The sequence below is a fragment of the Streptomyces sp. NPDC026522 genome (assembly GCF_055567555.1).
The window spans coordinates 353,255-379,049 of sequence record NZ_JBVHQF010000005.1 but is presented as its reverse complement, the minus strand read 5'-3'; the positions used below and the strand labels follow the sequence as shown (position 1 = coordinate 379,049).

Sequence of the window (25,795 nt, the reverse complement as noted above, 5' to 3'; positions counted from 1 at the left end):
GCCGGCCGTCAGCCGGCCGCGCCGCGGATGCCGGTCCACGCCGGGTGGCGCGGATCGTCGGCCCGTACCAGCGCGTCGGCGGCCGACTCCGGATCGGTCTCGGACTCGTAGCGCGCGAACGCGGGCAGGGTCCAGCGCGCGGACTCCTCGGTGCGGCGGGCCAGGGCCCCCGGCGAGAGCCGGACGTGCACGCTGAGGTCGAAGGGGAACCAGTGGCCCAGCAGCAGCGGGCCGTGCACGATCAGCACCCCGCCCGGCGGAAGTTCGGCGTACGGGCTGCGGGTGGCCCGGTCGGTCACCGGGTCCCACAGGTCGGGCAGCACCCGCCCGGTGCCCCCCGGGTCGGTCGGGCCGAACACCTCGCGCCACAGGGCGGCGGTGTCGTACCAGCCGCCGAGGTAGGCGTCCACGTCCTCGCGGCCGTACTCGAAGCGGAGGGAGGCCGGGCGCAGGAAACCGTCGGCGGCCACCACGAGGACCGCCCGGCCGTGCGAGCGCAGCGCGTCGGCGAGCTGCCCCGCCACCGCCCCGGTGTCGGCGGCGGGCGCGCCGTCGATGCCCACCCGCTGCCAACTCGCCTCACCGGTCGAGGGTTTGCGTTCGTCGAGATGACCGGCGAGCCGCTCGGCCAGCCGCTGCCAGGTGATCGGTTCCAGCTGCACCAGCCCATTGTCAGTGGTCGGCCGTAGCGTCTTTCACCAGGGATCACCGACGCGAACCGAAGCCGTCGGCCCGGCCTTGGGGAGGGGTCTGTCATGACGCGGGAGACGACGTACCTGGAGCTGTCGCAGGACGGCGGAGGGGCGCACAAGTTCTACGAGGTGACCGTGGACGGCACGGCCGTCTCGGTGCGGTACGGGCGCATCGGCGCGGACGGCCAGCTGCAGAACTCCTCCTTCCCCACGGCGGAGAAGGCCCGGGCGGCCGCCGCGAAGAAGATCGGCGAGAAGGTCCGCAAGGGCTACGCCCCGGCCGTGCGCGGGGCCCGCGCGGCGCGGTCGGTGACCCGCCGGCAGGTGACCTCGGCGCCCTCGACGGCGCGTGCGGTGGCTCCGGTGCTGTGGCGCTTCCGTACGGGCTCCTCCGCCTTCGGCATCCACGTGGACGAGGACCGCTGCTGGGTGGGCAATCAGGCGGGGGACGTCTACACGCTCAGCCACGGCGGGGAGGTACTGGCCCGGTACTCGCTGCCGGACGGGGTCAAGTGCCTGGTGGCGGACGAGTTCTGGATATACGCGGGCTGCGATGACGGCACGGTGTACGACCTGTCGTCGAAGGTGCCGTTCGGGGCGTACGACATAGCCGCGGATGTGGACATCTTCTGGCTGGACATCCACGAGGGCGTGCTGAACGTCTCCGACCGCAGTGGCGGGCTGACCGTCATCGACCACGAGGACGAGTTCCAGTGGTCGCGCCGCTCGGCCGGGTCCAACGCCTGGATGGTGCGGGCCGACGAGCGGGCGGTCTACCACGGCCACAGCGGCGGCGTCACGGCCTACGCCCCGGAGGGAGGACGGGAGTTGTGGCACACCCCGACCGACGGGTCGGTGCTGTTCGGCTGGCAGGAGGACACCGCGGTGTACGCGGGCACCGGCCGCAACACCGTGCAGCGGCTGTCGAAGGCGACGGGCGCGGTGGAGGCCTCCTACCGGTGTGACGCGGCGGTGTACTCGTGTGCGACGTCCCCGGACGGCCGGCACGTGTTCGCCGGCGACCTCGCTTCCTCGGTCTACTGCTTCGACGCCTCGGGGCGGCGGCTGTGGAAGCTGGGTACGGGCAGCGGGGCCGCGCTGTCCATGCAGTACCTGGACGAGCGGCTGTACCTGGTGACCACCGACGGGTCGCTGGTGTGCGTGGACGCGAGCGAGACGGCGATCAGCGCGGCCCAGCAGGGCTCGGTCCCGGCGGCGGTGGACGTGAAGTCCGCGGCGGCGCTGCCCGTGTTCACCCCGCCCGCGTCACCCGCGGCGGTGGCGACCGTCTCGGTGGCCGCGGCCCCGGCGGGTGGCGTGGTGGTGGAGTGCGTACGACAGGGGGGCCGGGTGCGGGTCCAGGTGGTCTCCGGTGGCTTCGACCCCTCGTGGAACGTGCAGTTCCCGCGCGGGATACGGGAACCGGGGGCCCGGTACGTGGTGGACGGGCTGCATGCGGCGTCCGGGGGTTTCTACCGGGTGCGCGGGGAGATACGCCGGCTGGTCTGACCGCCGGGGCCGGCGGGCGGCGCGGCGGGTCCCGTCAGGCGGCGTGGTCCGGGCAGCCGCAGGGGGTCGCGGCGGGCGGGGTCCGGGTCGGGACCGACCAGGGCGCGTCCCCGGCGAGGGAACAGGTCACCTGGAGCACGACCGGTTCCGTGCCGAGGTTGCGGCCCAGGTGGATGTGGTCGATCCCCGGGGGCTCCACGAAGGTGGTCCCGGCCGGGTGCACCTCGACCGTGCCGTCGTGCAGGATCCGGGTCAGCGTCCCGGACTTGACCACCGCCATCAGCGGCACGTGGTGGTAGTGCCACCCCGTGCACTCGCCGGGCGCTATGACGATCTCCCGGCCCATGAGGTCCGAGGCCTCAGCCGCTCTCGGGCGCCGTACCGTGGCCTGCCATCCAGCCATGTGTCCTCCTCCATGGGCCGGAAAATCACCCATCCGAGTGACGGTAGGTGGACCTGATGACGTCCGAAGCGGATTGATGAAAAGCCAACAACCCATATCGGCAAGGTGATATAGGCGCCCGACGGCGGTATCACTCCTTCATGAGTCTCGTCGTCTTCGAGTCGCTGAAGCACATCCACTGCGCCGACTGCCGGCGGGGGCCGCTGCGGCTCCTCGTCCGCGAGGAGGGCGTGCCCCGCTGCCTCGACTGCGCCGACCTCGGACACCTGGTGTACCTGCCGCGTGGTGACGCGGCGCTCACCCGGCGTGCCCGGGAGGCCAGTTCGCTGTCCGCCGTCGTCGTCCGCCACCACAAGCGGCGCCACCGCTACGAACGGCAGGGGCTGCTCGTGGAGGAGGAGGCACTGGCGCGGGCGGAGCGGGCCTGTCTCGCCGACGCCGACGCGCGGGCCCGCCGCCGGGAACGGGACCGGCTGCGCCGCGCGGCCGAGGACACCCGTTTCACGGCGGCCTTCGCCGCCGAGATCCTGCGCCTGTTCCCCGGCTGCCCCGCCGACCGCGCCCGGGCGATAGCCGCCCACGCCTCACTGCGGGGCAGCGGCCGGGTGGGCCGCACGGCGGCCGGCCGGGCCCTCGACGAGCAGGCGGTCTCGGTGGCGGTACGGGCGGCCGTGCGCCACACCGACACCGAGTACGACGCACTGCTGATGGCGGGCGTCCACCGCTTCGCGGCGCGGGCCCGGCTCGCGCCGCGGATCGACGCGATCCTGGACGGCTGGCGCGCCCACCCGCAAGCCACGGCGGCCGGGCCACTCCGGTCGGACCAGGCCGGCTGAGCGCCGCGCCCCGGCCGGGCGGGTCGGGCCCGGCCGTGATCCGCCGGGCACCCCCTAACCCAGGCGGAAGCGGCGGTAGAGCAGTACTCCGCCGAGCAGGAGCGCCCCGCCGCCGGGCAGCAGGTAGCCGACCGCGTCGGCGCCGGTGTGGGCCAGCGCGCCGGTGGGTTCCTGCTGCGCCGGCGCGGTGATCGGCCGTGGGGTGACGGGCGGCTGGGCAGCGGGCGGCTGGACGGGCTCGGCCGGGCCGGGAGCGCCGTTGACCGAGGTGTTGCCGACGGCTCCGTTGCCGACCCCGGCCACGTTCACCGAGTTGCCGCTGATGTTCAGCGGCAGGTCGACGGGAAGCTGGACGCCGTTGCCGGACAGCACCCCGGGTGAATCCTTTCCGCTCCCGTGGGCCACGGCTCCCGCCGCGTTGCCGGCCCCGGGTTTCGACGGATGGGCCGGCCCCGGATGGCTGTTGCCGCCGCCCCCGGGCGCGTCGTTGACGCAGCGGTTCCCGGCCGCGGGGTTGAGCAGCCCGACCACGCTCACGGTGTTGCCGCACACGTTCACCGGCGTGTGGACCGGCAGTTGCACCAGATTCCCGGAGAGCAGCCCCGGCGACTGCTGGGCGGCGCCGCCCGCGTCCGCATCGGCGTAAGCGAAGCCGCTCATCCCCGCGACCGCCACGCCACCTCCCGCGACCACCGCCGCGATCAAGCCGTTCCGACGACTGTGACGCATCAGTTTCCCTGCCTTCCGGAGGAGTTCACGGGCAACCCGCCCGCACCGGAGACAACGCCGTAGACCCATACGAGTTATAGAACCGGTACGTATTTCACTCCATCGTGTACTGGGTAACCCGTACTGAATGACCGGAGCCGTTCAGGACCGGGACCGCCACGCGCAGGCTCATTTCCGCAGCGCGGCGACCGGGTCCGGGGAGGGCCTGCCGGTGGGCCACCAGTCCCCCTCGTCCAACCTGGACTCGTAGGCGTACCAGAGGCCCTGGCGGCCCAGCCGGAGCTGACGGGAGCGGTCGCTGAGGCGGTTGCGGTCGGGCCGGAAGGAGCCGAAGCCCGCGGCGACGAGGACGGGCCGGGCCCGGTCGAAGGGGCCGGCCGGCGGATCCCAGGGCTCTTCGAGGACGGTCAGCGCGGCCAGGCCCCCCTGCCGCCAGGCCGCCGCGCCCCGCGCCAGGTCGGTGGTGGTGCGGCCGGTGGCCCGGGCCAGGTCGCGGTAGAGGGCCCGGGCGGGGCCGGTGAGCCCCGCCGTCGGGTGCGCGGAGGCCAGCCGGACGGCGTCCTGCCACAGGGTGAGCCCGGCAAGGGGGTCCGCACCGGTCCGGAGCATGGCCAGCGCCCGATCGGCGGCGTCCGACGCGAGCTGGTCCAGCGCCAGCGGATCCGGCGCGGCGGGATCGGACGGATACACGGGCGGCAGGCCCGCGGCGCCGGGCGGCTCCCACGGGGCCGGCAGCGGGGGCAGGCCGGTCCGGGCCAGCGCCGCGCGGGCCGGGACCCCGGGGAAGGCGGGCTCGGCATCGGGCCGCTCGCGCGCGGCGTGGGCGGCATTGCGCTTGGTCAGCTCCGCCAGCAGCTCCCGCTCGCCCCGCCCGCGCAGGAGCAGCAGTACGAACGGGTCCTCGTCCAGCAGCCGGGCCGCCCGGTAGCAGAGCGCCGCGGCGTGCTTGCAGGGCGGCCGGCCGACGTCCGGGCAGGAGCAGCGCGGGAGGAGCTCCCCCGCGCCCGGCAGGACCGTGTCCGCGAGGGACTGCGGGACCTCCCCCTCCAGCAGCCCGGCCAGAGCCGCCGGATCGGCCGCCACGGCCTCCAGCACCTCCGCCCAGTCGGCGTCCGCGAAGGCCGGCAGCGCCAGCTCGGTGCGGTAGGGGCGGGCCCGGCTGCCCCGCACGTAGGCCACGATCCGGCCCGGGGTGATCGTCACCGCGTCGACGTGGCCCTCCGCCGCGTACGCCCGCCCGCGCGCGAGCCGGGCGGGATCGTGCGAGCGCTCTTCCAGGGCGGCCACCCAGGCCCGCCCCCACCAGGTCCCGGCCTCGACGCCGGGCGGCACGGTCTCGAAGGTACGGCGGCGGTCGTCCCGGGCGGTGATCACGCGGGCCTCCGCAGCGAGACGAGGTCGGCCAGCTCGCGGTCGGTCAGCTCCGTCAGCGCCGATTCCCCCGAGCCGAGGACGGCGTCGGCCAGGGTCCGCTTCGCCTCCAGCATCTCGGCGATCCGGTCCTCGACGGTGCCCTCCGCGATGATCCGGTGGACCTGCACGGGCTGGGTCTGCCCGATCCGGTAGGCGCGGTCGGTGGCCTGCTCCTCGACGGCCGGGTTCCACCAGCGGTCGAAGTGGATGACGTGCCCCGCCCGGGTCAGGTTCAGCCCGGTGCCCGCCGCCTTCAAGGACAGCAGGAAGACCGGGACTTCGCCCGCCTGGAAGCGGTCGACCAGCTGCTCCCGGGCAGCGACGGGAGTGCCCCCGTGCAGGAGCTGGTGGGGGACCCCCCGGGCGGTGAGGTGCCGCTCGATGATGCGGGCCATCGTCACGTACTGGGTGAAGACCAGCACCGAGCCGCCTTCGGCGAGGATCGTGTCGAGCAGCTCGTCGAGCAGGGCCAGCTTGCCGGAGCGGTGCGCGATGCCGTGCCCACGCGGGCTGTGCGGCTGCGCGCTGTGCCCACTCGGGCTGTGCTGGTTCAAGCTGTGCCCACTCAAGAACTGCTCGGGGTGGTTGCAGATCTGCTTGAGCGAGGTCAGCAGTTTCATGATCATGCCGCGTCGTTCGATGCCCTCGCTCGACTCGATCACGGCCATCGCCTCGTCCACCGCGGCCTGGTACAGCGATGCCTGCTCGCGCGTGAGGGACACCGGATGGTCGGTCTCCGTCTTCGGCGGCAGCTCGGGGGCGATGCCCGGGTCGGACTTCTTGCGGCGCAGCAGGAACGGGCGGACCAGGGCCGCCAGCCGGGCGACGGCCTCCTCGTTGCCGCCGTCCTCCTCCGTCTGGTGCTCCACCGGACGGGCGTGCCGGGCCCGGAACGTGGTCAGCGGGCCCAGCAGGCCCGGTGTGGTCCAGTCGAGCAGCGCCCACAGCTCGGACAGGTTGTTCTCCACCGGGGTGCCGGTCAGCGCCACCCGCGCGGGGGCCGGGAGGGTGCGCAGCGCCCTGGCCGTCGCCGAATGCGGGTTCTTGACGTGCTGCGCCTCGTCCGCGACGACCATGCCCCAGCTCTGCTCCGCCAGCTTGGCGGCGCCGGCGCGCATCGTCCCGTACGTGGTGAGGACGAACCCGCCGGCCACGCCCGCCAGGCTGCGGCTGCCGCCGTGGTAGCGGCGCACCGGGGTACCCGGCGCGAACTTCTCGATCTCCCGCTGCCAGTTGCCCAGCAGCGACGCCGGGCAGACGACCAGCGTCGGCTCGGGCCGGTCCCGGTGCAGGTGCAGCGCGATCAGCGTGACGGTCTTGCCCAGGCCCATGTCGTCGGCGAGGCAGGCACCGAGGCCGAGCGAGGTCATCAGGTCCAGCCACGCCAGGCCGCGGGCCTGGTAGTCGCGCAAGGTCGCCTTCAGCCCGGCGGGGGGCGGCAGGGGTACCGGCTCGCCGGTCAGCCGGTCGCGCAGTGCGGCCAGCGCCCCGACCGGAACCGCCTCCACCTGCTCTCCGCCGACCTCGGCCGTCCCGGTCAGTACGGTGGCCAGCGCGTCCACCGGGTCCAGCAGCCCCAACTGGCGTTTGCGGGCCTTGCGCACCAGCTCCGGGTCGACCCGCACCCACTGGTCGCGCAACCGCACCACCGGTCGGTGCGCCTGCGCCAGCGCGTCCATCTCCCCCGGGGTGAGCCGGTCACCGCCCAGCGCCAGCTCCCAGGAGAAGGTGAAGAGGTTCTGCGCGTCGAAGAAGGCGGTGCCCTCGGTCGCGGACCCGGGCGCCGCCGACCGTACGACGGCGGTCGCCGACAGCGTACGGGCCAGCTCGCGCGGCCAGTGGACCACGACCCCGGCCGCCGCCAGCCGGGTCGCGGCCACCCCCAGCAGGTCGTCCAGCTCCGGATCGGAGAGGGCCAGCACATCGGGGACCGGCTGGTCCAGCAGGCGCAGCAGCGGCGGCCACACCCGCGCGGCCCGGCGCAGCGCGAGGACGGCGTCGATGCGGGCGCGCGGCCCGAACCCGGCTGCGGCCGCGCCCGCCCAGAGCTGCGCCGCGTCCGCGACCAGCGTCGGATCGGCCAGGCTGTGCACCTGGACCACGGCGGCCCCGGCGCGGCGGGTGTCCTCGGGCTCGGCCTCGTCGAAGAGGCGGAAGGAGGAGAGGTCCAGCCGCAGGGAGATGCCCACCCCGGCGTCCGCCCCGGCCGCGACCTCGGCGGCCCAGTCCCCTATCCCCGGCACCCGCTGCGGCTCCCGCGCCGCGAAGGGCCGCCCGGCGGCCACCGGCGCGGCGGGGGTACGGGGCAGGCTGTCCGCGGCGGCGTCGAGGAAGGCCCGGACCAGGGCCTCCGGTTCGGGCAGCTGGAGCGGCCGGCGGCCGGTGAGCGGGGTGGCGTACCCCTCGGGGGGCAGCGCGGCGGCGATCGCGCGCAGGTGGGCCACGTCATCGGCGTCGAGCGGTCCGGCCCGCCAGGCGTCGATGCCGTCGGCGGTGAGGCCCGGGAGCAGCCGCCCGCGCGCGACCAGGGCGAGCGCCTGCGCGGCCGCGGTGCCCCAGGCCCGGGTGGCGGGGTGGGCGGCGCGGCTGCGGGCCGCCCCGAGCAGCAGCGGGAGCGCCGCGCTGACCGACAGGCTGACGGACGGGACGGTACGGGTACGGACCCCTTCACCGTGCGGCCGGACCACGGCGAGCGGGGCCGCCGTCCCGGCCTCGGGCAGCTGCTCCCCCTCCGGGCACCAGAAGGCCACCCGGCCCTGGCGCGGGACGGCCGCAGGAAGGAACACGGCGGCGTACCGCAGCAGTGCCTGCGGCGGTGCCGGTTCCCGGGTCCGCGCGTACGCCTGGGATGCCGGTGTCGCGGTGCCCACGGTGCTCCTCCCCTCCCGCCGGTCGGCTGGTTCTCCTCTGCCGCCGAGTCTAGGTGGGCCCACTGACAACCCCGCCGGCCTGCGTCTTCGCCGACCCGGCCGGCAGGCGGCAGCGCCTCGTCACGGCCGTGTCCCGGTTCCGTCCCGGTCCGCGCCCCGGCGCCCATGCCGGGGTAGGAACCCCCCGACCACCCACCGACCGGGAACGGGGACCAGCCGACCATGCTCCGACGCCTCACCACCGTCCTCGCGACCGCCGCCGCGGCCGCCGCCCTCCTGCTCTCCGGCCCGGGCACCGCCGTGGCCGCCACCGCGCCCGGGTTCCTTGACGGCGCCGACCTGCCCGCGCACCCCGCCTCGCCCTGGTACGCCGGGAAGGTGACCGACGGCCCGCCCGAGAACGCGCCGTTCTGCCTGGAGCGGGCGCTCCCGGCCACCGGCAGCATGCACCGCGTCTTCACCACCGACTACGACACCGGCGCCACGCAGCTCTCCGTCCGCACCGCCTCCGCCCCGGCGGCCGCGGCCCTCGCCGCGGCCCTGGAGCGCAAGGTCGCCGCCTGCGCCGCCGACTGGTTGCGTGCGACACCCGGTGGCACGGCCTCCTGGCAGGACTACGGCAAGCTCCCCGTCGAGGAGGGAGCCCACGTCTTCGGGGTCCACACCTCGGTGCCGGACTCCGAACCCGGTGTCCACCTGTTCGGCATCGGCCGGGACGGCGCGACCGTGACCGTCGTGACGTGGGGGCAGATGGGCACGCTCGCCGACGCGCCCGTGCCGGCCTTCAAGCGGACCACCACCACGGCCGTGCACAAGCTGAACCCGTGACCGCGCCCCCTGCCGGCGCGCCACCGGTGGGACCATGGAACCGAGGGCCACGGTGATCCGAGGCGAGGCGATGGTCATGCGTAGCGGGAACGAACCGGTGACCGCCCGCAGTCCGCTGCGGCTGCGGTTGTGGCTCAGCATGTGGGGCCTGCTGTGGGCCGCGGGCGGTGCGGCCCTCTTCGCGCTGGCCGGCCGCCCCGGGTGGGCGGCCGCCTGCGCGGTGGTCGCGGTGCTGGCGGCGGTGGACCTGGTCGTGGTCGTCCGCCACATCCGGCAGGGCCCGCACTACCAGCCCGGCCGCGACGTCCCGCCGTACGAGCCGCCGCGCTCCCGCTGAGCCCGGGGCCGACGCACCCGGGCCTACTCCTCGAAGCGCGCCGCGGCCAGGTACTCGGGCTGCGGGTCGAGCGCGGCGGCCAGCCGGAAGTGCTTGCGGGCCTGCGCGCGGCGCCCGGACCGCTCATGGGTCCGGGCGAGCGCGAAGTGCGCGTACGCGTTGTCCGGTTCGCGCTCCAGCACCAGCTCGAACTCCAGCGCCGCCGGGCGTAGTTGCGCGGCCGCGAAGAAGGCGCGGGCGCGCAGCAGCCGGGCCGCCGTGTTCTCGGGATGGGCGGCTATCACCGAGTCGAGCAGCCTGACGGCGCCCCGCGGGTCACGGGCGGCCAGCAGCTGCTCGGCGGCCCGGAAGTCGATGACGTGCGTCTCCGGACTGCCTGCGCCAGCCGGGCCGGGCGGGCCCGGCGAGCCGGAGGACCCGGAGGACGACGGCGGCTGCGGCGGAGGCGTGGTGTCGGACACGTTGTCTTTCCTTCCCTCTGCGGGCGCCTTCACGCCCCTTCCCGGCCCGGCCCGCTCCCGCCTCCCGCGGTGGCCGCCGCGGCCCGCTCGGTCAGCGTCTTCCACACTTCGCGGACCTGCGGCGCCAGTTCCTCCAGCGGACCGTCGTTGTCGATCACGAGCGTGGCCACCGCCAGCCGCTGCTCCCGCGTGGCCTGCGCCGCCATCCTGGCCCGCGCCTCTTCCCCGGCCATCCCGCGCAGCCCCGTCAGCCGGGCCAGCTGGGTCTCCGGCGCCGCGTCCACCACCACGACCAGGTCGTACAGCGGTGCCAGGCCGTTCTCGGCGAGCAGCGGTACGTCGTGCACCACGATCGCGTCGGCGCCCGCCGCGCCCTCCAGCTCGGCGGACCGGGCCCCGACCAGGGGGTGCACGATCGCGTTCAGCATCCGCAGTTTCTCCGGGTCGGAGAAGACGATCGCGCCCAGCTTGGGCCGGTCCAGCGCCCCAGCCTCCGTCAGTACGGACTCCCCGAACGCCGCCACGACGGCCGCGAGCCCGGGTGTCCCGGGCTCCACGACCTCCCGCGCGATGCGGTCGGCGTCCACGATGACCGCCCCGTACCCCGCCAGCAGCCGCGACACTTCGCTCTTGCCGGCTCCGATTCCGCCCGTCAGGCCCACTTTCAGCATGCCCGGCAGCCTAGACGCAGGCACCGGGCCCCGCCCCGACGGGATCAGCCCTCGCCCTCGCGCTCGGCCAGGAACCGCTCGAACTCGCGCCCCAGCTCCTCCGCCGAAGGGATCTCGGCGGGCTCCGCGATCATGTTGCCCCGGCTCTCGGCCCCGGCCGCCGCGTCGTACTGGTGCTCCAGCCCCTGGACCAGGGCGACCAGTTCCTCGTCGCCCTCCCGGATCTGCCGGTCGATCTCCGTCTGCGTGCGGTGGGCCTCGGTGCGCAGGGCGTGCGCCACGGCCGGCAGCACGAGCCCCGTCGCCGCGGTGATCGCCTCCAGGACCGTCAGTGCCGCGTCCGGGTACGGGGAGCGGGCCACGTAGTGCGGTACGTGGGCCGCGACGCCCAGCACGTCGTGCCCGGCCTGCCCCAGCCGGAACTCGACCAGCGATTCCGCGCTGCCCGGCACCTGCGCCTCGTCGAACGGGCTGCGGTGCCCGGGCATCAGGTCGGTGCGGTTGCCGTGCGGGGTGATGCCCACGGGCCGGGTGTGCGGGACGCCCATCGGGATGCCGTGGAAGTTGACCGAGAGCCGCACGCCCAGGCGCTCGACGATCTGCCGCACGGCGACCGCGAAGCGCTCCCACTCCACGTCCGGCTCGGGGCCGGACAGCAGCAGGAAGGGCGCGCCGGTGGCGTCCTGCACGAGGCGCACCTCCAGCTTGGGCTCCTCGAAGTCCGTCCAGTGGTCGCGCTGGAACGTCAGCAGCGGGCGCCGGGCCCGGTAGTCCACGAGCCGGTCGGCGTCGAAGCGGGCCACGACCTGGTGGGGCAGGGTGTCCAGGAGCCGCTCGACGATCTGCTCACCGGCCTCTCCCGCGTCGATGTACCCCTCCAGGTGGTAGAGCATGACCAGCCCGGCCGAGTCCTGGGCGAGCGCCAGATCGGCCACCGCCAGGCCCTTGGCGTCCCATTCGTACAAACCCTGTGGATCAAGCACCGCCACCACTCCTCCTCGCCGCGTTCTCTGCAAGAACGCCCAAGGCGGCGCCGCCATTCCCCAGTTGGCCGGTTTCACAGGAATCGGCCCCGCGTCCGGAAACGCGGTGAGGCCCGCCCCCCGAAGGGGACGGGCCTCAGCGTTCAGCTCAGCTCACTCACTCACGCGCCGGGGCGCGGAGCGGGCGTGCCGTGTCGCTGCGATCAGCTCTGGCCGCCGGCCAGCTTCTCGCGGAGCGCGGCGAGGGCCTCGTCCGACGCCAGGGCGCCGGAGGTCTCGTCCGAGCCCTCGGAGGAGTAGGAGCCACCCGAGATGTTGCCCGCACCGGCGTTGCCACCGGCGGCCGGGGCGGCAGCGCCCTCGGCAGCAGCGGCCTCGTCGGCCTCGCGGCTCTTGATGACCTGCGCCTGGTGCTGCTCGAAGCGGACCTGCGCCTCGGCGTACTGGCGCTCCCACGTCTCGCGCTGGGTCTCGTAGCCCTCGAGCCAGTCGTTGGTCTCGGGGTCGAAGCCCTCGGGGTAGATGTAGTTGCCCTGGTCGTCGTAGGACGCGGCCATGCCGTACAGGGTCGGGTCGAACTCGACCGACGCCGGGTCGGCACCGAAGGACTCGTTGGCCTGCTTGAGGGACAGCGAGATCCGGCGACGCTCCAGGTCGATGTCGATGACCTTGACGAAGATCTCGTCGTTGACCTGGACGACCTGCTCCGGGATCTCCACGTGGCGCTCGGCCAGCTCGGAGATGTGCACCAGACCCTCGATGCCCTCGTCCACGCGGACGAACGCACCGAACGGAACCAGCTTGGTGACCTTACCCGGGACGACCTGACCGATCTGGTGGGTCCGGGCGAACTGCTGCCACGGGTCCTCCTGCGTCGCCTTCAGCGACAGGGAGACGCGCTCGCGGTCCATGTCGACGTCGAGGACCTCGACGGTGACCTCCTGGCCGACCTCGACAACCTCGGAGGGGTGGTCGATGTGCTTCCAGGACAGCTCGGAGACGTGGACGAGACCGTCGACGCCACCCAGGTCCACGAAGGCACCGAAGTTGACGATCGAGGAGACGACGCCGGAGCGGACCTGACCCTTCTGCAGGGTGGTGAGGAACGTCTGGCGAACCTCGGACTGGGTCTGCTCGAGCCAGGCACGGCGGGACAGGACCACGTTGTTGCGGTTCTTGTCCAGCTCGATGATCTTCGCCTCGAGCTCCTTGCCCACGTAGGGCTGGAGGTCGCGGACGCGACGCATCTCGACGAGAGAGGCCGGCAGGAAGCCGCGGAGGCCGATGTCGAGGATGAGACCACCCTTGACAACCTCGATGACGGTACCGGTGACGATGCCGTCTTCTTCCTTGATCTTCTCGATCGTGCCCCAGGCACGCTCGTACTGAGCGCGCTTCTTGGACAGGATCAGACGGCCTTCCTTGTCCTCCTTCTGGAGAACCAGGGCCTCGATCTCGTCGCCGACCTTGACGACCTCGTTCGGGTCGACGTCGTGCTTGATCGAGAGCTCGCGGCTCGGGATCACGCCTTCGGTCTTGTAACCGATGTCGAGCAGGACCTCGTCCCGGTCGACCTTCACGATGACGCCGTCGACGATGTCGCCGTCGTTGAAGTACTTGATCGTCTCGTCGATCGCGGCCAGGAAGGCTTCCGCGTTACCGATGTCGTTGACCGCTACCTGCGGAGGGGTGGTGGCGGTGGTCTCGGTGCTGCTCGTCATGTGGGAAAGGGCTCCGGTTACGGACAGAAAGTCGTAGGTACTGCTACGCCGGGAGCCCTTATCGGCATCTGCCGAAGAAGCCGGACAGCCAAGGAAGCCCCAGATCCGCGAGAGCGGGGAGGGCCTCGAAAACCGAGGGGACATCAACAGATGCAAGCGCAGCCTGCTAGGTCTGAGGAGCACAGGCTCGCAGCGCAACTTGTAGCATACGGGGGCAGCCGGACAGGGTCAATGCGCGAAGGCGCACACCCCGGGCGGATCGCCGCATTACCGGCACAAATCGTGGGCGGGGAAGGCCTGCTGGCTCTCGCTCCCCACTTCTCGCAGACTACGACGACGGGCCCCATGAACAAAGAGGACTACCTCCCCGAAGACGCGTTCGAAATCGCCGCCGGCGACGGGGACGGTTCCGACGCCGAGGCCACCCGCCGCGCGGCCGGCGAAGCCGAGAGCAGCCGGGCGAGCCGGGGCTGGTGGGACCGCAACGCCGACGAGTACCAGAGCGAGCACGGCGCGTTCCTGGGCGACGACCGTTTCGTCTGGGGACCCGAGGGCCTGGACGAGGAGCAGGCGGCCCTCCTGGGACCGGCCTCCTCCCTCCGGGACAAGGACGTCCTGGAGATCGGCGCCGGCGCCGCCCAGTGCTCGCGCTGGCTGGCCGCCCAGGGCGCCCGCCCGGTGGCCCTCGACCTCTCCCACCGCCAGCTCCAGCACGCCCTGCGCATCGGCGATGACGTTCCGCTCGTGGAGGCCGACGCCGGCCGGCTGCCCTTCCGTGCCGCCTCCTTCGACCTGGCCTGCTCCGCCTACGGCGCCGTCCCCTTCGTCTCCGACCCGGTGAACGTCATGCGCGAGGTCCACCGCGTGCTGCGCCCCGGCGGCCGCTGGGTGTTCTCCGTCACCCACCCCGTCCGCTGGGCCTTCCCCGACGAGCCCGGCCCCGAGGGGCTGTCCGTCGCGGCCTCCTACTTCGACCGGACGCCGTACGTGGAGCAGGACGAACAGGGCCGCGCGGTGTACGTGGAGCACCACCGCACCCTCGGGGACCGGGTCCGGGACGTGGTCGCGGGCGGGTTCCGCCTGGTGGACCTGGTCGAACCCGAATGGCCCGCCTGGAACACCCAGGAGTGGGGCGGCTGGTCCCCGCTGCGCGGCAGCCTGATCCCCGGCACCGCGATCTTCGTCTGCGAGAGGGACTGAGCCCTTGATCCGCACCGCCGAGCTGGACGCCCTTCCCGTACGGGCGGCCGTGCCCGCCCTCGTCTCGGCACTGGACGCGCACGGCACGGCGGTGCTGTGCGCGCCGCCCGGGACCGGCAAGACCACGCTGGTGCCGCTGGTGCTGGCGGGGCTGGTGGGCGGCGGCGGGCGGCGCCGGGTCGTGGTGGCCGAGCCCCGGCGGATCGCCGCCCGGGCGGCGGCGCGGCGGATGGCGTGGCTGCTGGGCGAGGCCGTCGGCGGGTCGGTCGGCTTCACGGTGCGCGGGGAGCGGGTGGCCGGCCCGCGCACGGCGGTGGAAGTGGTGACCACCGGGGTGCTGCTCCAGCGGCTCCAGCGGGACCAGGAACTGGCCGGCGTGGACGTGGTGGTCCTGGACGAGTGCCACGAGCGGCACCTCGACGCGGACACGGCCGCCGCCTTCCTCCTGGACGTACGCGCGGCCCTGCGCCCGGAGCTGCGCCTGGTCGCGGCCTCCGCGACGACCGACGCGGCCGGCTGGGCCCGGCTGCTGGGGGACGCGCCGGTGGTGGCGGCCGAGGGGGTCTCGTACCCGGTGGAGGTGGTGTGGGCGCCGCCGGGCCGGCCGGTGCGGCCGCCGCAGGGGATGCGGGTGGATCCGGCGCAGCTCGCGCACGTGGCCTCGGTGGTGCGGCGGGCGCTGGCGGAACGTTCCGGCGACGTGCTGTGCTTCCTGCCCGGCGTCGGCGAGCTCGCCCGGGTCGCCGGGCAGCTGGACGGCGTGGCCGCGGAGGTGCTCCAGGTCCACGGCCGGGCCGCCGGCTCCGTGCAGGAGGCGGTGCTGACGCCGGCCGCGCACCGCCGGGTGATCCTGGCGACGGCGGTCGCGGAGTCGAGCCTGACCGTGCCGGGCGTACGGGTGGTGGTGGACTCGGGGCTGGCCCGCGAGCCGCGGGTGGACCACGCACGGGGGCTGGGCGCCCTGGCGACCGTACGGGCGTCCCGCGCGGCGGGCCGGCAGCGGGCCGGCCGGGCCGGGCGCGAGGCGCCGGGGACGGTGTACCGCTGCTGGTCCGAGGCGGAGGACGGGCGGCTGACCGCGTACCCGGCGCCGGAGATCCGGATGGCCGACCTGGCGGCGTTCGCGCTCCAGGCGGCCTGCTGGGGCGACCCCGACGCGTCGGGGCTGGCCCTGCTGGACGCCCCGCCCGCCGGGGCGATGGCCGCCGCGCGGGAGGTGCTGCGGGCGGTCGGCGCGGTGGACGGCGCCGGGCGGCCGACCCCGCGCGGGCTGCGGATGGCCCGGCTGGGGCTGCACCCGCGGCTGGCGCGGGCCCTGCTGGACGGCGCGGCGGCGCTGGGCGCGCGGCGGGCCGCGCAGCTGGTGGCGCTGCTGAGCGAGGAGCCGCCGCGGGAGTACGGGGACGACCTGGCGGCCGCCTGGCGCGCGGCCCGGCACGGCGGCGACGCCTACGCGGGGCGCTGGCGCGCGGAGACCCGCCGCCTGGAGCGGGCGGTCGGTGACCCTGCGGGACCCTCCTCCGAGGCGCGGAGCCCCGGCTCCCTCACCGACGACGCCGCCGCCGGGCTCGTCGCCGCGCTGGCGTTCCCCGAGCGGGTGGCGAAGGCCAAGGGCGGCGGCTCGTTCCTCATGGCCTCCGGGACGGCGGCCGAGCCCGGTGCCGGGTCGGGGCTGCGCAGCGCGCCCTGGCTGGCGGTGGCCGTCGCCGACCGGCCGGCGCACTCCGCGTCCGCCCGGGTCCGGACCGCGGCCGTCATCGACGAGGACACCGCCCGGGCCGCGGCCGGGCACCTGCTGGCTTCCGGTGAGGAGGTGCGCTGGGAGAACGGGGACGTGGTGGCCCGGGCGGTGGAGCGGCTCGGCGCGGTCGAGCTGGTCGCGCGGCCGCTGCGCGACCCCGACCCCGGGCTGGTCCGGGCCGCCCTCCTCGACGGGCTGCGCACCGAGGGGCTCGGCCTGCTGCGCTGGTCCCCGGACGCGCGGACGCTACGGGCCCGGCTGGGCTTCCTGCACCGCACGCTGGGCGGCGCGTGGCCCGACGTGACGGACGACCCGGCGCTGCTGGAGCGGGCCGACGACTGGCTGGAGCCGGAGCTGTCGCGGGCCCGGCGCCGCGCCGACCTCGCGCGGCTCGACGCCGGCCAGGCCCTGAACCGGCTGCTGCCCTGGGCCACCGGCGAGGCGGCCCGGCTCGACGAGCTGGCGCCGGAGCGCCTGGAAGTGCCCAGCGGATCGCGGATCCGCGTCGACTACGGCGCGGAGCACGGGCAGCCCGTACTCGCCGTGAAGCTCCAGGAGCTGTTCGGGATGGCCGAGACCCCTCGGGTGGCGGGGGTGCCCGTCCTCGTCCACCTGCTGTCGCCCGCCGGGCGGCCCGCCGCCGTCACGGCCGACCTCGCCTCCTTCTGGCAGGGCGGCTACCGCGCCGTGCGCGCCGAGCTGCGCGGCCGCTACCCCAAGCACCCCTGGCCGGAGGACCCCGCGACCGCCGAGCCGACCCGGCACACCAACGCCCGGCTCAGGGGGTGAGTTCCACGGCCCGGCGGCGGCTGCGGGCCTCCAGCCACAGCGAGAGCGCGAGGAGCACGAGCGCACCGGCCGTCAGGCCGAGGGGCGCGTACGTGTGCAGGGCGAGGACCTTCGTACGGTTCGACCGCACCAGGTCCACGGTGTACGCGGAGTAGTCCGGCCGGATCTTCACGTCACCGGCGAAGACGGTCAGACTGCCGTCGGGCGCGCCCGCCGCGATGCCGCCCCGCATCTCCTGCTGGATCTGCTGCTCGGCGTTGACGGGCGCGCCGGTCACCGGGTCGACCCAGAACATCGCCTTGACCGTGTACCAGAGGCTGGTTCCGGTGCTCTCCTCGAACGTCTTGGGGTCGATGCCCTCGATCGGCATCTTCTTGGGCAGGGGCACCTTGGTCCAGGGGACGGTCTGCTCGAAGTAGTAGACGTCCATGCCCTTGAACGTGCGGGGGCCGACGTAGTGGACGGGGGACGAACTGCGCGTCTGGGCGTCGAAGTAGAGGTAGTCGCGCGGCTCGGTGAAGAACGGCCACTTGAACTCGATGCCCTCGCGCTTGACCGGGTCCCCGTCGACCATCTCGCCGGTGGCGTGGACCGGCTCCTGGGTGTGGGCGTCGAAGACGTACCGCTCGGGGATCTGGGAGACCATCTTGCCGTCCGGGCCCATGATGTAGGACAGGGTGTCCCAGACGACGACGTCCTTTCCGGCGCTCGCCTCGATCTCCTTCGACGCTTCGACGTTGCCCTTGAGCGTCTGGACGATCGTGACCTTGTCGACCTTCTTCGGCTGCATGCCGGCGGTGTAGTCGAGGAGGGTGGCGTCCTTCGCCTCCAGGACCATCTCCTGGTACTGGTCCGGCGGGATCTTGGCGAGGCGGGGGTACGCGTACCAGCGCAGCAGCGGTGCGAGCGCTGCACAGAACACGGCTGCGGCAAGCAGGACGAGACTGGCTCTGCGTCGCACGGCCGGGCCCTCCTCTACTTTCCGGGCGCGGGGGGCGCGGTGGTGAGCAGGGGCTTGGGCGAGGTCGTGCCTTCGGGCACCCCGAGCGCCGTGACGGCGAAGACGAGGGCCAGCGCGGCGGTCAGCCCGACGGCGGCGGCGGCGAGTGCGCGCATGCGGGGCCTCCGGATCTGATGGGGTGTCAGGGAGGGGGCACCGTAGCAACGCGGGGCGGAGATGAGAACCGTTCGACTACGGGGTTTCGGAGCGGCTCGCGGTGGGGGTGGGGCTGGACTTCGGGGCGGGGGTGGCGGACGGCTTCGGGGTCGGGGTGGAGGTGGGGCTGGGGCTGGGCTTCGGCGTGGGCGTCGGGGTCGGCTTCGGAGTCGGCGTGGGGGACGGCTTCGGGGCGGGCGTGGGCGTGGGTTTCGGAGTCGGCGCGGGCGTGGGGGTCGGTGTCGACGTCGGAGTCGGCGTCGGCGTCGGCGTCGGCGTCGGAACGGGGGACGGCGTGGGCGTCGGCGTGGGGGTGGGCTTCGGCGCCGGTTCGGGACCCGGCTTCGCGGGGGTCGCGGTGCCCGTGCCGCCCTCGTCCGCGACTTCCTGCGCCCCGCCCAGGTAGTACGCGTACCAGGACCGCACGGTCCTCAGGTACTCCCCGGACCGGTTGTACGACAGCACGGCCCGGTCCAGGTCGGCGCCCGCCCGCAGGTCCCGGCCCCCCGCGCACAGGTAACGCCCGGCGGCCAGCGCCGCGTCGTACACGTTGTTCGGGTCCCGCCGGCCGTCGCCGTTGCCGTCCTGGCCCCAGAGCGCCCAGGTGGACGGGATGAACTGCATCGGCCCTACGGCCCGGTCGTAGCGGGCGTCGCCGTCGTACGCGCCCGCGTCGGTGTCCGCGATGTCCGCGAAGCCGTTGCCGTCGAGGACGGGCCCGAGGATCGGGCTCAAGGTGGTGCCCGCGGCGTCCACCCGGCCGCCCCGCGCCTGCCCCGACTCCACCTTGCCGATCGCCGCGAGCAGTTGCCAGGGCAGCCCGCATCCGGGGTCGGTGTCCGCGACCTTCCGCTCGGCGCTCCGGTACGCCGCGAGCACGCTCGCGGGTATCCCCCGCGCGCCCACCGCCCCGCCCTGGGCCACCGGCTCGGTGTGCGGCGCGGCTGCCTGCGTGGGCGCGGGCGATGCGGACCCCTCGGCCGGCGGGCCCTCGGGCGGCTGCGGCCCGGCGGGCGGCGGGAGTTCGGTGGAGTAGGCGGTGTCCCCGCCCTGCCCGGCGGCCGCGGCGGGGCCGTTCCCGGCGGCCACGGGCGGCCGGTCCTCGCTGCCCGAGGCGGGCCCCTGGGATGCGGTCACCGCGGCCACCACCAGCGCGGAGAGCAGGGCGGCGGCGCCGCTCCTGCGCAGCCACCCGAACCGGGCCGGTATTCGTCCCCGCATGAGCCGGACTCCTCCCCGTCGACGTCCGCGTGACCCTACGTCAACTGCCTGCACAAGGCACGTACAACAGCCGGGACTTCACCATTTCCGCACGTCCTGCGCGGGTCGCGCATACTGTCCGGACCGATCGGAGACCGGAAGGGGCCACCCGTGCCGTTCACTCTCAGCCATGCGGCGGCCGTACTGCCGGCCGTGCGGCGGACCGGGCGGGCCCGCGGGCCGCTGGTCGCCTCCGCGCTGGTCCTGGGCTCGTTCGCACCGGACACGTTCTACTTCCTGGACGCGGTCGTGGAAGGCGTGATGGGGTACGGCGACTTCACCCACTCCCTGCTCGGCGTGGTGACGGCCGACGCCGCGCTGACCGCCGCCCTGGCCGCCTGCTGGCTGCTCCTGCGCGAGCCCCTGGTCGCGCTGCTGCCGCGCGCCTGGCAGGGCAGGGTGCACGCCTTCGTGCGCGGCGAGGACTGGCGGGCCCGCCGCCGGCTGCCCGCGCTCGCGCTGTGGTTCTACTTCTCGGCGGTGCTCGGCTCCCTGACGCACGTGGTGTGGGACAGCTTCACCCATCTCGACCGGTGGGGGACCAACGCGCTGCCCGGGCTGGGACAGCCGCTCGCCTTCGGCCTGCCCCTCTACTCCTACCTGCAGTACGGCAGTTCGGCCCTGGCCGGCTGCGCCCTGCTGTGGTTCACGGTGACGGCCCTGCGCCGCCTGCCGGCCTCCCCCGTTCCGCCGTCCGTGCCGTCGCTGGGGCGGGCGGAGCTCTGCTGCGCGCTCGCGCTGCTGGTGGCGTGCGTGGGGGCGGGGGTGACGATGCGGGTGCTGCGCTTCTTCACGTTCTTCGACCGGATCCGTACGCCCCTGGACATCATCCCGACCGTCTGTTTCGGCGCGGGCGGCGGCCTGCTGGTGGCGCTGCTGCTGTACGGGGCCCTGGTGCGCCTGCGCCACCGCGGCGGCGACCGGCAGGACAGCGACGGAAAAAGGCGGACGCCCGTCCCCACCGCGTAGCGGGGACGGGCGCCGGGCCGGTGCCGGGCCGGGTCAGTGCGCGGCGGACTCCCAGTCCGGGCCGACGCCCACGGACACGTCCAGCGGGGCGCGCAGCTCGACGGCGGCCGCCATCTCGCGGCGCACCAGCTCCTCCACCTTCTTCCGCTCGCCGGGCGCGATCTCCAGCACGATTTCGTCGTGGACCTGGAGCAGCATGCGCGAGGTGAGCCCCGCCCCGGTGAGGGCCCGGTCGACGCGCAGCATCGCGACCTTGACGATGTCGGCGGCGGTGCCCTGGATGGGGGCGTTCAGCGCCATCCGCTCCGCGGCCTCACGGCGCAGCCGGTTGTCGCTGTTGAGGTCGGGCAGGTAGCGGCGGCGGCCCAGTACCGTCTCGGTGTACCCGGTGGCGCGGGCTTCCTCGACGACGCGCTGGAGGTAGTCGCGGACGCCGCCGAACCGCTCGAAGAACGTTTCCATCAGCCCGCGCGCCTCGGCGGGTTCGATGTTCAGCTGCTGCGAGAGACCGAAGGCGGACAGCCCGTAGGCGAGGCCGTACGACATGGCCTTGATCTTGCGGCGCATCTCGGCGTCGACCGCGGACCGCGCCACGCCGAACACCTGGGAGGCGACGGTGGTGTGCAGGTCCTCGCCCGACAGGAACGCCTCGATCAGGCCCGCGTCCTCGGAGAGGTGGGCCATGACGCGCAGCTCGATCTGGCTGTAGTCGGCGGTCATGAGGGACTCGTAGCCCTCGCCGACGACGAAGCCGCGGCGGATGGCGCGGCCCTCGTCGGTGCGCACCGGCACGTTCTGCAGGTTCGGGTCGGTGGAGGACAGGCGTCCGGTCGCGGCGACGGTCTGGCTGAAGCTGGTGTGCACACGGCCGTCGGCGGCGATCGACTTGACCAGGCCCTCGACGGTGACGCGCAGCTTGGCCTGCTCGCGGTGGCGCAGCATGATCACGGGCAGTTCGTGGTCGGTCTGCGTGGCCAGCCAGGCCAGCGCGTCCGCGTCCGTGGTGTAGCCGGTCTTGGTCTTCTTCGTCTTGGGCAGGTCCAGCTCGCCGAAGAACACTTCCTGGAGCTGCTTGGGCGAGCCCAGGTTGAACTCGTGGCCGACCGCCGCGTGCGCCTCCTTCACCGCCTGCTGCACGGCTCCCGCGAACTGCTGCTCCATGCCTTCGAGGTGGTCGCGGTCGGCGCCGATGCCGGCCCGCTCCATCCGGGCCAGCAGCTCGGAGGTGGGCAGTTCCATGTCGTGGAGCAGTTCGGCGGCGCCCACCTCGGCGAGCTTGCCGGTGAACGCCTCGCCCAGGTCCAGGACGGCGCGGGCCTGCGCCATCAGGGCCTCCGCCTCGGCGGTCTCGTCGGCGCCGAAGGCGAGCTGGCCGTCCGCGGCGGCCGGGGCGAGCTCCCGGTGCAGGTACTCGTTGGACAGCGCGTCCAGCGCGAAGGAGCGGCGGCCCGGCTTGACCAGGTACGCGGCGAGCGCGGTGTCCATGGTGACGCCCGCGAGGGTCCAGCCGTGCTCCGGGAAGACCCGCATCAAGCCCTTGGCGTTGTGCACCACCTTGGGCTTCGCCGGATCGGCCGCCCAGGCGGCGAAGGCCCGCTCGTCGGCCTCGTCCAGCTCGGCCGGCTCGAACCAGGCGGCGGGGCCGCCCGCCGACGCCAGCGCGATCTCGCTCACGTTGCCCTGGCCCAGGCCCCAGCTGTCGACGGTCGCGACACCGAGGGCCCCGCCCGCGTGGCTCTCCAGCCAGGGGGCGAGCTCGCCCGCGCCCAGCACGGACCCGTCCAGCTCCACCCCGGCCGCCGGGGCGGGGGCCGGCGCCTCGGCCGCGCCCGGGTCCATCGCCAGCAGCCGCTCGCGCAGCGAGGCGTTGCGGATCTCCAGCACGTCCAGCACGCCGGTGACGGCCTGCCGGTCGTAGGGCAGGCGGGCCAGGTCGGCGGGGACCTTGTCCAGCTCGACGTCCTTGACCATCTCCGTCAGGACGCGGTTGAGCTTCACCGACTCCAGGTGGTCGCGGAAGTTCTGCCCGGCCTTGCCCTTGACCTCCTCGGCGCGCTCCACCAGCTCCTGGAACGACCCGAACTGCGTGATCCACTTGGCCGCGGTCTTCTCGCCGACGCCCGGGATGCCCGGCAGGTTGTCGGACGGGTCACCGCGCAGCGCCGCGAAGTCCGGGTACTGCTGCGGGGTGAGGCCGTACTTCTCCACGACCTTCTCCGGCGTGAACCGGGTCAGCTCGGAGACGCCCTTCGTCGGGTAGAGCACGGTGGTGTGCTCGGAGACGAGCTGGAAGGAGTCCCGGTCGCCCGTGACGATCAGCACCTCGAAGCCCTCGGCCTCGGCCCGGGTGGCCAGCGTCGCGATGACGTCGTCCGCCTCGAAGCCGTCGATCGCGAACCGCGGCACCTTCATCGCGTCCAGGAGCTCGCCGATCAGCTCGACCTGCCCCTTGAACTCGTCGGGCGTCTTGGAGCGGTTCGCCTTGTACTCGGGGAACTCCGTCGCCCGCCACGTCTTGCGGGACACGTCGAACGCCACCGCGAAGTGCGTGGGCGCCTCGTCGCGCAGCGTGTTCGCCAGCATCGACGCGAAGCCGTAGATGGCGTTGGTCGGCTGGCCCGTAGCGGTCGTGAAGTTCTCCGCGGGCAGCGCGAAGAACGCCCGGTACGCCAGGGAGTGCCCGTCCATGAGCATCAGGCGGGGGCGGTCCGCTGCGGTCGGCTGGTCGGTCTTCTTCGATGCTGAATCTGCCACGCCTCCGATCCTAGGCGTCCGCTGTGACAATCCGGGACGGCCGCTCTCGGCGTCCGCGATGTCGGCGGGGCGTGACAGGATCGGCCCGATACGCCACCGCTCGGCCCGCCCGACGCGATGTCCGACTGCTCGAAGGGGAGCGACATGGCCACCAAGCCGCCCGCAGGTGATCCCGTACAGGACGCGCCGCAGGTCGCGCCCCCGCAGCACGCGGCGGCCGGCCTGCCCGCGATCGTGCACACCCTCAAGATCGCCGAGCGGCAGATGGGCCTGACCCGCACCGCCCGCACCCTCCTCAAGGTCAACCAGAAGGACGGCTTCGACTGCCCCGGCTGCGCCTGGCCCGAGGGCGACAAACGCCACACCGCCGAATTCTGCGAGAACGGCGCCAAGGCAGTCGCCGAAGAGGCGACGCTGCGCCGGGTGACCCCCGCGTTCTTCGCCGAGCACCCGGTGTCCGAGCTCGCCGCCCGCAGCGGCTACTGGCTCGGCCAGCAGGGCCGCATCACGCAGCCCGTGTACCTGGCGGACGGATCCGACCACTACGAGCCGGTGTCCTGGCAGCGGGCCTTCGAGATCATCGCGGAGGAGCTGCGCGCCCTCGGCTCCCCCGACGAGGCCCTCTTCTACACCTCGGGCCGCACCAGCAACGAGGCCGCCTTCCTCTTCCAGCTCTTCGCCCGCGAGTTCGGCACCAACAACCTCCCGGACTGCTCCAACATGTGCCACGAGTCCTCGGGCTCCGCACTGAACGAGACCATCGGCATCGGCAAGGGCAGCGTCTCCCTCGAAGACCTCCACCAGGCCGATCTGATCATCGTCGCGGGCCAGAACCCGGGTACCAACCACCCGCGCATGCTCTCCGCCCTGGAGCGGGCCAAGTCCGCCGGCGCGAAGATCATCTCGGTGAACCCGCTGCCCGAGGCCGGCACCGAGCGGTTCAAGAACCCGCAGAAACCGCTGGGCATGATCAAGGGAACGGCCCTGACCGATCTGTTCCTGCAGATCCGCATCGGTGGCGACCAGGCCCTCTTCCGCCTCCTCAACAGGCTCGTCATCGAATCCGACGCAGCCACCGACGAGGCGTTCATCCGCGAGCACACCCACGGCTACGAGGAGTTCGCGGCCACCGCGAAGAAGGCCGACTGGGACGAGACCCTCACCGCCACCGGCCTGACCCGCTCCGACATCGAACGCGCCCTGGCCATGATCCTGGCCTCCGAGCGCACCATCGTCTGCTGGGCCATGGGCCTCACCCAGCACAAGCACGCCGTCGCCACCATCCGCGAGGTCGTCAACCTGCTCCTGCTGCGCGGCAACATCGGCCGGCCCGGCGCCGGCGTCTGCCCCGTCCGCGGCCACTCCAACGTCCAGGGCGACCGCACCATGGGCATCTTCGAACGGCCCGCGCCCGCCTTCCTCGACGCCCTCGACCGGGAATTCGGCATCACCTCGCCCCGCCACCACGGCTACGACGTGGTCCGCTCCATCCAGGCCCTGCGCGACGGCCACGCCAAGGTGCTCTTCGCCATGGGCGGCAACTTCGTCGGCGCCACCCCCGACACCGAGGTCACCGAAGCCGCCATCCGCCGCGCCTCCCTCACCGTCCACGTCTCCACCAAACTGAACCGCTCCCACGCGGTCACCGGCAAGCGCGCCCTGATCCTGCCCACCCTCGGCCGCACCGACAAGGACGTGCAGGCCTCGGGCAAGCAGTTCGTCACCGTCGAGGACTCCATGGGCATGGTCCACGCCTCCCGCGGCAACCTGCCCCCCGCCTCCCCCCACCTGCTCTCCGAACCCGCCATCGTCGCCCGCCTCGCCCGCGCCGTGCTGGGCGACGCCTCGCGCACCCCGTGGGAGGAGTTCGAGAAGGACTACGCCGCCATCCGCGACCGGATCTCCCGCGTCGTCCCCGGCTTCGAGGACTTCAACGCCCGCGCCGCCCGCCCCGAGGGATTCCGCCTCCCCCACGCCCCGCGCGACGAACGCCGCTTCCCCACCAAGACCGGCAAGGCCAACTTCACCGCCGCGCCCGTCGAGTACCCGAAGCTCCCCGCGGGCCGGCTGCTGCTGCAGACCCTGCGCAGCCACGACCAGTACAACACCACCATCTACGGCCTCGACGACCGCTACCGCGGGATCACCGGCGGCCGCCGCGTCGTCATGGTCCACCCCGAGGACGCGGCCGAGCTCGGCCTCGCCGACGGCTCGTACACCGACCTCGTCGGCGAATGGTCGGACGGCGTGGAACGGCGCGCCCCCGGCTTCCGCGTCGTGCACTACCCGACGGCCCGCGGCTGCGCCGCCGCCTACTACCCCGAGACCAACGTGCTGGTCCCGCTGGACTCCACCGCCGACACCAGCAACACCCCCGCGAGCAAGTCCGTCGTCGTGCGCTTCGAACCGGCCTGATAGAACGACCCCAGGACAAGATGGTTAACGAACGTTGACACACGAACGGAGCCGGCCC

At 73.8% G+C, this 25,795-nt stretch carries 21 protein-coding genes; 8 read left to right on the top strand and 13 right to left on the bottom strand.

From position 1 onward, the window contains the following. Positions 1-8: 8 nt before the first annotated feature. On the bottom strand, positions 9-662 hold the full coding sequence (locus ACZ4M3_RS15780) for a nucleoside/nucleotide kinase family protein (RefSeq protein WP_467732842.1): 654 nt from the start codon (positions 660-662) through the stop codon (positions 9-11). 93 nt (positions 663-755) lie between these two features. Between ACZ4M3_RS15780 and ACZ4M3_RS15775 the strand changes: the two genes are divergently transcribed. Then, positions 756-2,201 carry a WGR domain-containing protein gene (locus ACZ4M3_RS15775; protein WP_467732840.1) on the top strand — a complete coding sequence of 482 codons (1,446 nt, stop codon included), beginning with the start codon at positions 756-758 and terminating at the stop codon, positions 2,199-2,201. Between the two features lie 34 nt (positions 2,202-2,235). Here ACZ4M3_RS15775 and ACZ4M3_RS15770 read toward each other — a convergent pair whose 3' ends face one another. Then, positions 2,236-2,604, bottom strand: coding sequence for a cupin domain-containing protein (locus ACZ4M3_RS15770; RefSeq protein WP_467732839.1), 369 nt, complete (start codon positions 2,602-2,604; stop codon positions 2,236-2,238). A 140-nt stretch (positions 2,605-2,744) separates the two neighbouring features. Here ACZ4M3_RS15770 and ACZ4M3_RS15765 point away from each other — a divergent pair, with 140 nt between their 5' ends. Further along, positions 2,745-3,440 carry a DUF2293 domain-containing protein gene (locus tag ACZ4M3_RS15765; RefSeq protein WP_467732837.1) on the top strand — a complete coding sequence of 232 codons (696 nt, stop codon included), beginning with the start codon at positions 2,745-2,747 and terminating at the stop codon, positions 3,438-3,440. Between the two features lie 54 nt (positions 3,441-3,494). On the opposite strand, the gene ACZ4M3_RS15760 is transcribed toward ACZ4M3_RS15765, so the two are convergent. The 3 genes from ACZ4M3_RS15760 to ACZ4M3_RS15750 form a co-directional block, all read right to left on the bottom strand. Next, positions 3,495-4,100: a chaplin gene (locus tag ACZ4M3_RS15760; RefSeq protein WP_467732835.1), complete on the bottom strand. Its 606-nt coding sequence runs from the start codon at positions 4,098-4,100 to the stop codon at positions 3,495-3,497. A 237-nt stretch (positions 4,101-4,337) separates the two neighbouring features. Further along, positions 4,338-5,543, bottom strand: a complete 1,206-nt coding sequence (locus ACZ4M3_RS15755) for an SWIM zinc finger family protein (protein WP_467732833.1) — start codon at positions 5,541-5,543, stop codon at positions 4,338-4,340. After that, on the bottom strand, positions 5,540-8,386 hold the full coding sequence (locus tag ACZ4M3_RS15750; protein ID WP_467733121.1) for a DEAD/DEAH box helicase: 2,847 nt from the start codon (positions 8,384-8,386) through the stop codon (positions 5,540-5,542). Before ACZ4M3_RS15750 ends, ACZ4M3_RS15755 begins: the two co-directional genes overlap by 4 nt. A 288-nt stretch (positions 8,387-8,674) precedes the next feature. Here ACZ4M3_RS15750 and ACZ4M3_RS15745 point away from each other — a divergent pair, with 288 nt between their 5' ends. After that, entirely contained in the window at positions 8,675-9,280 is a 606-nt protein-coding gene (locus ACZ4M3_RS15745) for a hypothetical protein (protein ID WP_467732831.1), read from the top strand. A gap of 76 nt (positions 9,281-9,356) precedes the next feature. Continuing rightward, positions 9,357-9,617 carry a DUF6343 family protein gene (locus ACZ4M3_RS15740; protein WP_467732829.1) on the top strand — a complete coding sequence of 87 codons (261 nt, stop codon included), beginning with the start codon at positions 9,357-9,359 and terminating at the stop codon, positions 9,615-9,617. Positions 9,618-9,640: 23 nt separating this feature from the next. On the opposite strand, the gene ACZ4M3_RS15735 is transcribed toward ACZ4M3_RS15740, so the two are convergent. The 4 genes from ACZ4M3_RS15735 to rpsA all read right to left on the bottom strand — a co-directional run bounded on the left by ACZ4M3_RS15735 (position 9,641) and on the right by rpsA (position 13,453). Further along, the gene (locus tag ACZ4M3_RS15735) at positions 9,641-10,078 is read right to left on the bottom strand and encodes a tetratricopeptide repeat protein (protein ID WP_467732827.1); all 438 of its coding nucleotides are present in this window, start codon (positions 10,076-10,078) and stop codon (positions 9,641-9,643) included. A 29-nt stretch (positions 10,079-10,107) separates the two neighbouring features. Further along, positions 10,108-10,749 carry a dephospho-CoA kinase gene (coaE, locus tag ACZ4M3_RS15730; protein ID WP_467732825.1) on the bottom strand — a complete coding sequence of 214 codons (642 nt, stop codon included), beginning with the start codon at positions 10,747-10,749 and terminating at the stop codon, positions 10,108-10,110. Positions 10,750-10,793: 44 nt separating this feature from the next. Next, positions 10,794-11,732: a PAC2 family protein gene (locus ACZ4M3_RS15725; RefSeq protein ID WP_136217145.1), complete on the bottom strand. Its 939-nt coding sequence runs from the start codon at positions 11,730-11,732 to the stop codon at positions 10,794-10,796. Positions 11,733-11,935: 203 nt separating this feature from the next. Then, entirely contained in the window at positions 11,936-13,453 is a 1,518-nt protein-coding gene (gene rpsA / locus ACZ4M3_RS15720; RefSeq protein WP_361136097.1) for a 30S ribosomal protein S1, read from the bottom strand. Between the two features lie 345 nt (positions 13,454-13,798). On the opposite strand from rpsA, the gene ACZ4M3_RS15715 reads away from it, so the two are divergent. Both ACZ4M3_RS15715 and hrpB read left to right on the top strand, forming a co-directional pair. Next, complete coding sequence (locus tag ACZ4M3_RS15715) at positions 13,799-14,653, top strand: class I SAM-dependent methyltransferase (RefSeq protein WP_467732822.1); 855 nt, start codon at positions 13,799-13,801, stop codon at positions 14,651-14,653. 4 nt (positions 14,654-14,657) lie between these two features. Beyond that, complete coding sequence (gene hrpB / locus ACZ4M3_RS15710) at positions 14,658-17,183, top strand: ATP-dependent helicase HrpB (protein ID WP_467732821.1); 2,526 nt, start codon at positions 14,658-14,660, stop codon at positions 17,181-17,183. Here the strand turns inward: hrpB and pgfA are convergent. The 3 genes from pgfA to ACZ4M3_RS15695 all read right to left on the bottom strand — a co-directional run bounded on the left by pgfA (position 17,173) and on the right by ACZ4M3_RS15695 (position 19,560). Further along, a complete protein-coding gene (pgfA, locus tag ACZ4M3_RS15705; protein ID WP_467732819.1) occupies positions 17,173-18,144 on the bottom strand; it encodes a cell envelope lipid trafficking protein PgfA in 972 nt (323 codons plus the stop codon). The genes hrpB and pgfA overlap by 11 nt on opposite strands. A 14-nt stretch (positions 18,145-18,158) precedes the next feature. Then, positions 18,159-18,299: an SPW_0924 family protein gene (locus tag ACZ4M3_RS15700; RefSeq protein WP_467732817.1), complete on the bottom strand. Its 141-nt coding sequence runs from the start codon at positions 18,297-18,299 to the stop codon at positions 18,159-18,161. 76 nt (positions 18,300-18,375) lie between these two features. Beyond that, a complete protein-coding gene (locus ACZ4M3_RS15695) occupies positions 18,376-19,560 on the bottom strand; it encodes a lytic transglycosylase domain-containing protein (protein WP_467732815.1) in 1,185 nt (394 codons plus the stop codon). Between the two features lie 150 nt (positions 19,561-19,710). On the opposite strand from ACZ4M3_RS15695, the gene ACZ4M3_RS15690 reads away from it, so the two are divergent. Continuing rightward, on the top strand, positions 19,711-20,568 hold the full coding sequence (locus ACZ4M3_RS15690; protein WP_467732813.1) for a DUF4184 family protein: 858 nt from the start codon (positions 19,711-19,713) through the stop codon (positions 20,566-20,568). Between the two features lie 33 nt (positions 20,569-20,601). Here the strand turns inward: ACZ4M3_RS15690 and polA are convergent, their stop codons facing one another. Then, positions 20,602-23,322 carry a DNA polymerase I gene (gene polA / locus ACZ4M3_RS15685; protein WP_467732811.1) on the bottom strand — a complete coding sequence of 907 codons (2,721 nt, stop codon included), beginning with the start codon at positions 23,320-23,322 and terminating at the stop codon, positions 20,602-20,604. A gap of 144 nt (positions 23,323-23,466) precedes the next feature. On the opposite strand from polA, the gene ACZ4M3_RS15680 reads away from it, so the two are divergent. Further along, entirely contained in the window at positions 23,467-25,737 is a 2,271-nt protein-coding gene (locus tag ACZ4M3_RS15680; RefSeq protein ID WP_467732809.1) for an FdhF/YdeP family oxidoreductase, read from the top strand. Positions 25,738-25,795 lie beyond the last annotated feature (58 nt).

Bases quoted from the DNA above. Each gene is read 5' to 3' on its own strand.
- ACZ4M3_RS15715 (WP_467732822.1), top strand. From the start codon at position 13,799: ATGAACAAAGAGGACTACCTCCCCGAAGACGCGTTCGAAATCGCCGCC.
- ACZ4M3_RS15775 (WP_467732840.1), top strand. From the start codon at position 756: ATGACGCGGGAGACGACGTACCTGGAGCTGTCGCAGGACGGCGGAGGG.
- ACZ4M3_RS15700 (WP_467732817.1), bottom strand. From the start codon at position 18,299: ATGCGCGCACTCGCCGCCGCCGCCGTCGGGCTGACCGCCGCGCTGGCC.
- ACZ4M3_RS15770 (WP_467732839.1), bottom strand. From the start codon at position 2,604: ATGGCTGGATGGCAGGCCACGGTACGGCGCCCGAGAGCGGCTGAGGCC.
- rpsA (WP_361136097.1), bottom strand. From the start codon at position 13,453: ATGACGAGCAGCACCGAGACCACCGCCACCACCCCTCCGCAGGTAGCG.
- ACZ4M3_RS15745 (WP_467732831.1), top strand. From the start codon at position 8,675: ATGCTCCGACGCCTCACCACCGTCCTCGCGACCGCCGCCGCGGCCGCC.
- ACZ4M3_RS15740 (WP_467732829.1), top strand. From the start codon at position 9,357: ATGCGTAGCGGGAACGAACCGGTGACCGCCCGCAGTCCGCTGCGGCTG.
- ACZ4M3_RS15765 (WP_467732837.1), top strand. From the start codon at position 2,745: ATGAGTCTCGTCGTCTTCGAGTCGCTGAAGCACATCCACTGCGCCGAC.
- ACZ4M3_RS15695 (WP_467732815.1), bottom strand. From the start codon at position 19,560: ATGCGGGGACGAATACCGGCCCGGTTCGGGTGGCTGCGCAGGAGCGGC.
- coaE (WP_467732825.1), bottom strand. From the start codon at position 10,749: ATGCTGAAAGTGGGCCTGACGGGCGGAATCGGAGCCGGCAAGAGCGAA.
- ACZ4M3_RS15680 (WP_467732809.1), top strand. From the start codon at position 23,467: ATGGCCACCAAGCCGCCCGCAGGTGATCCCGTACAGGACGCGCCGCAG.
- ACZ4M3_RS15760 (WP_467732835.1), bottom strand. From the start codon at position 4,100: ATGAGCGGCTTCGCTTACGCCGATGCGGACGCGGGCGGCGCCGCCCAG.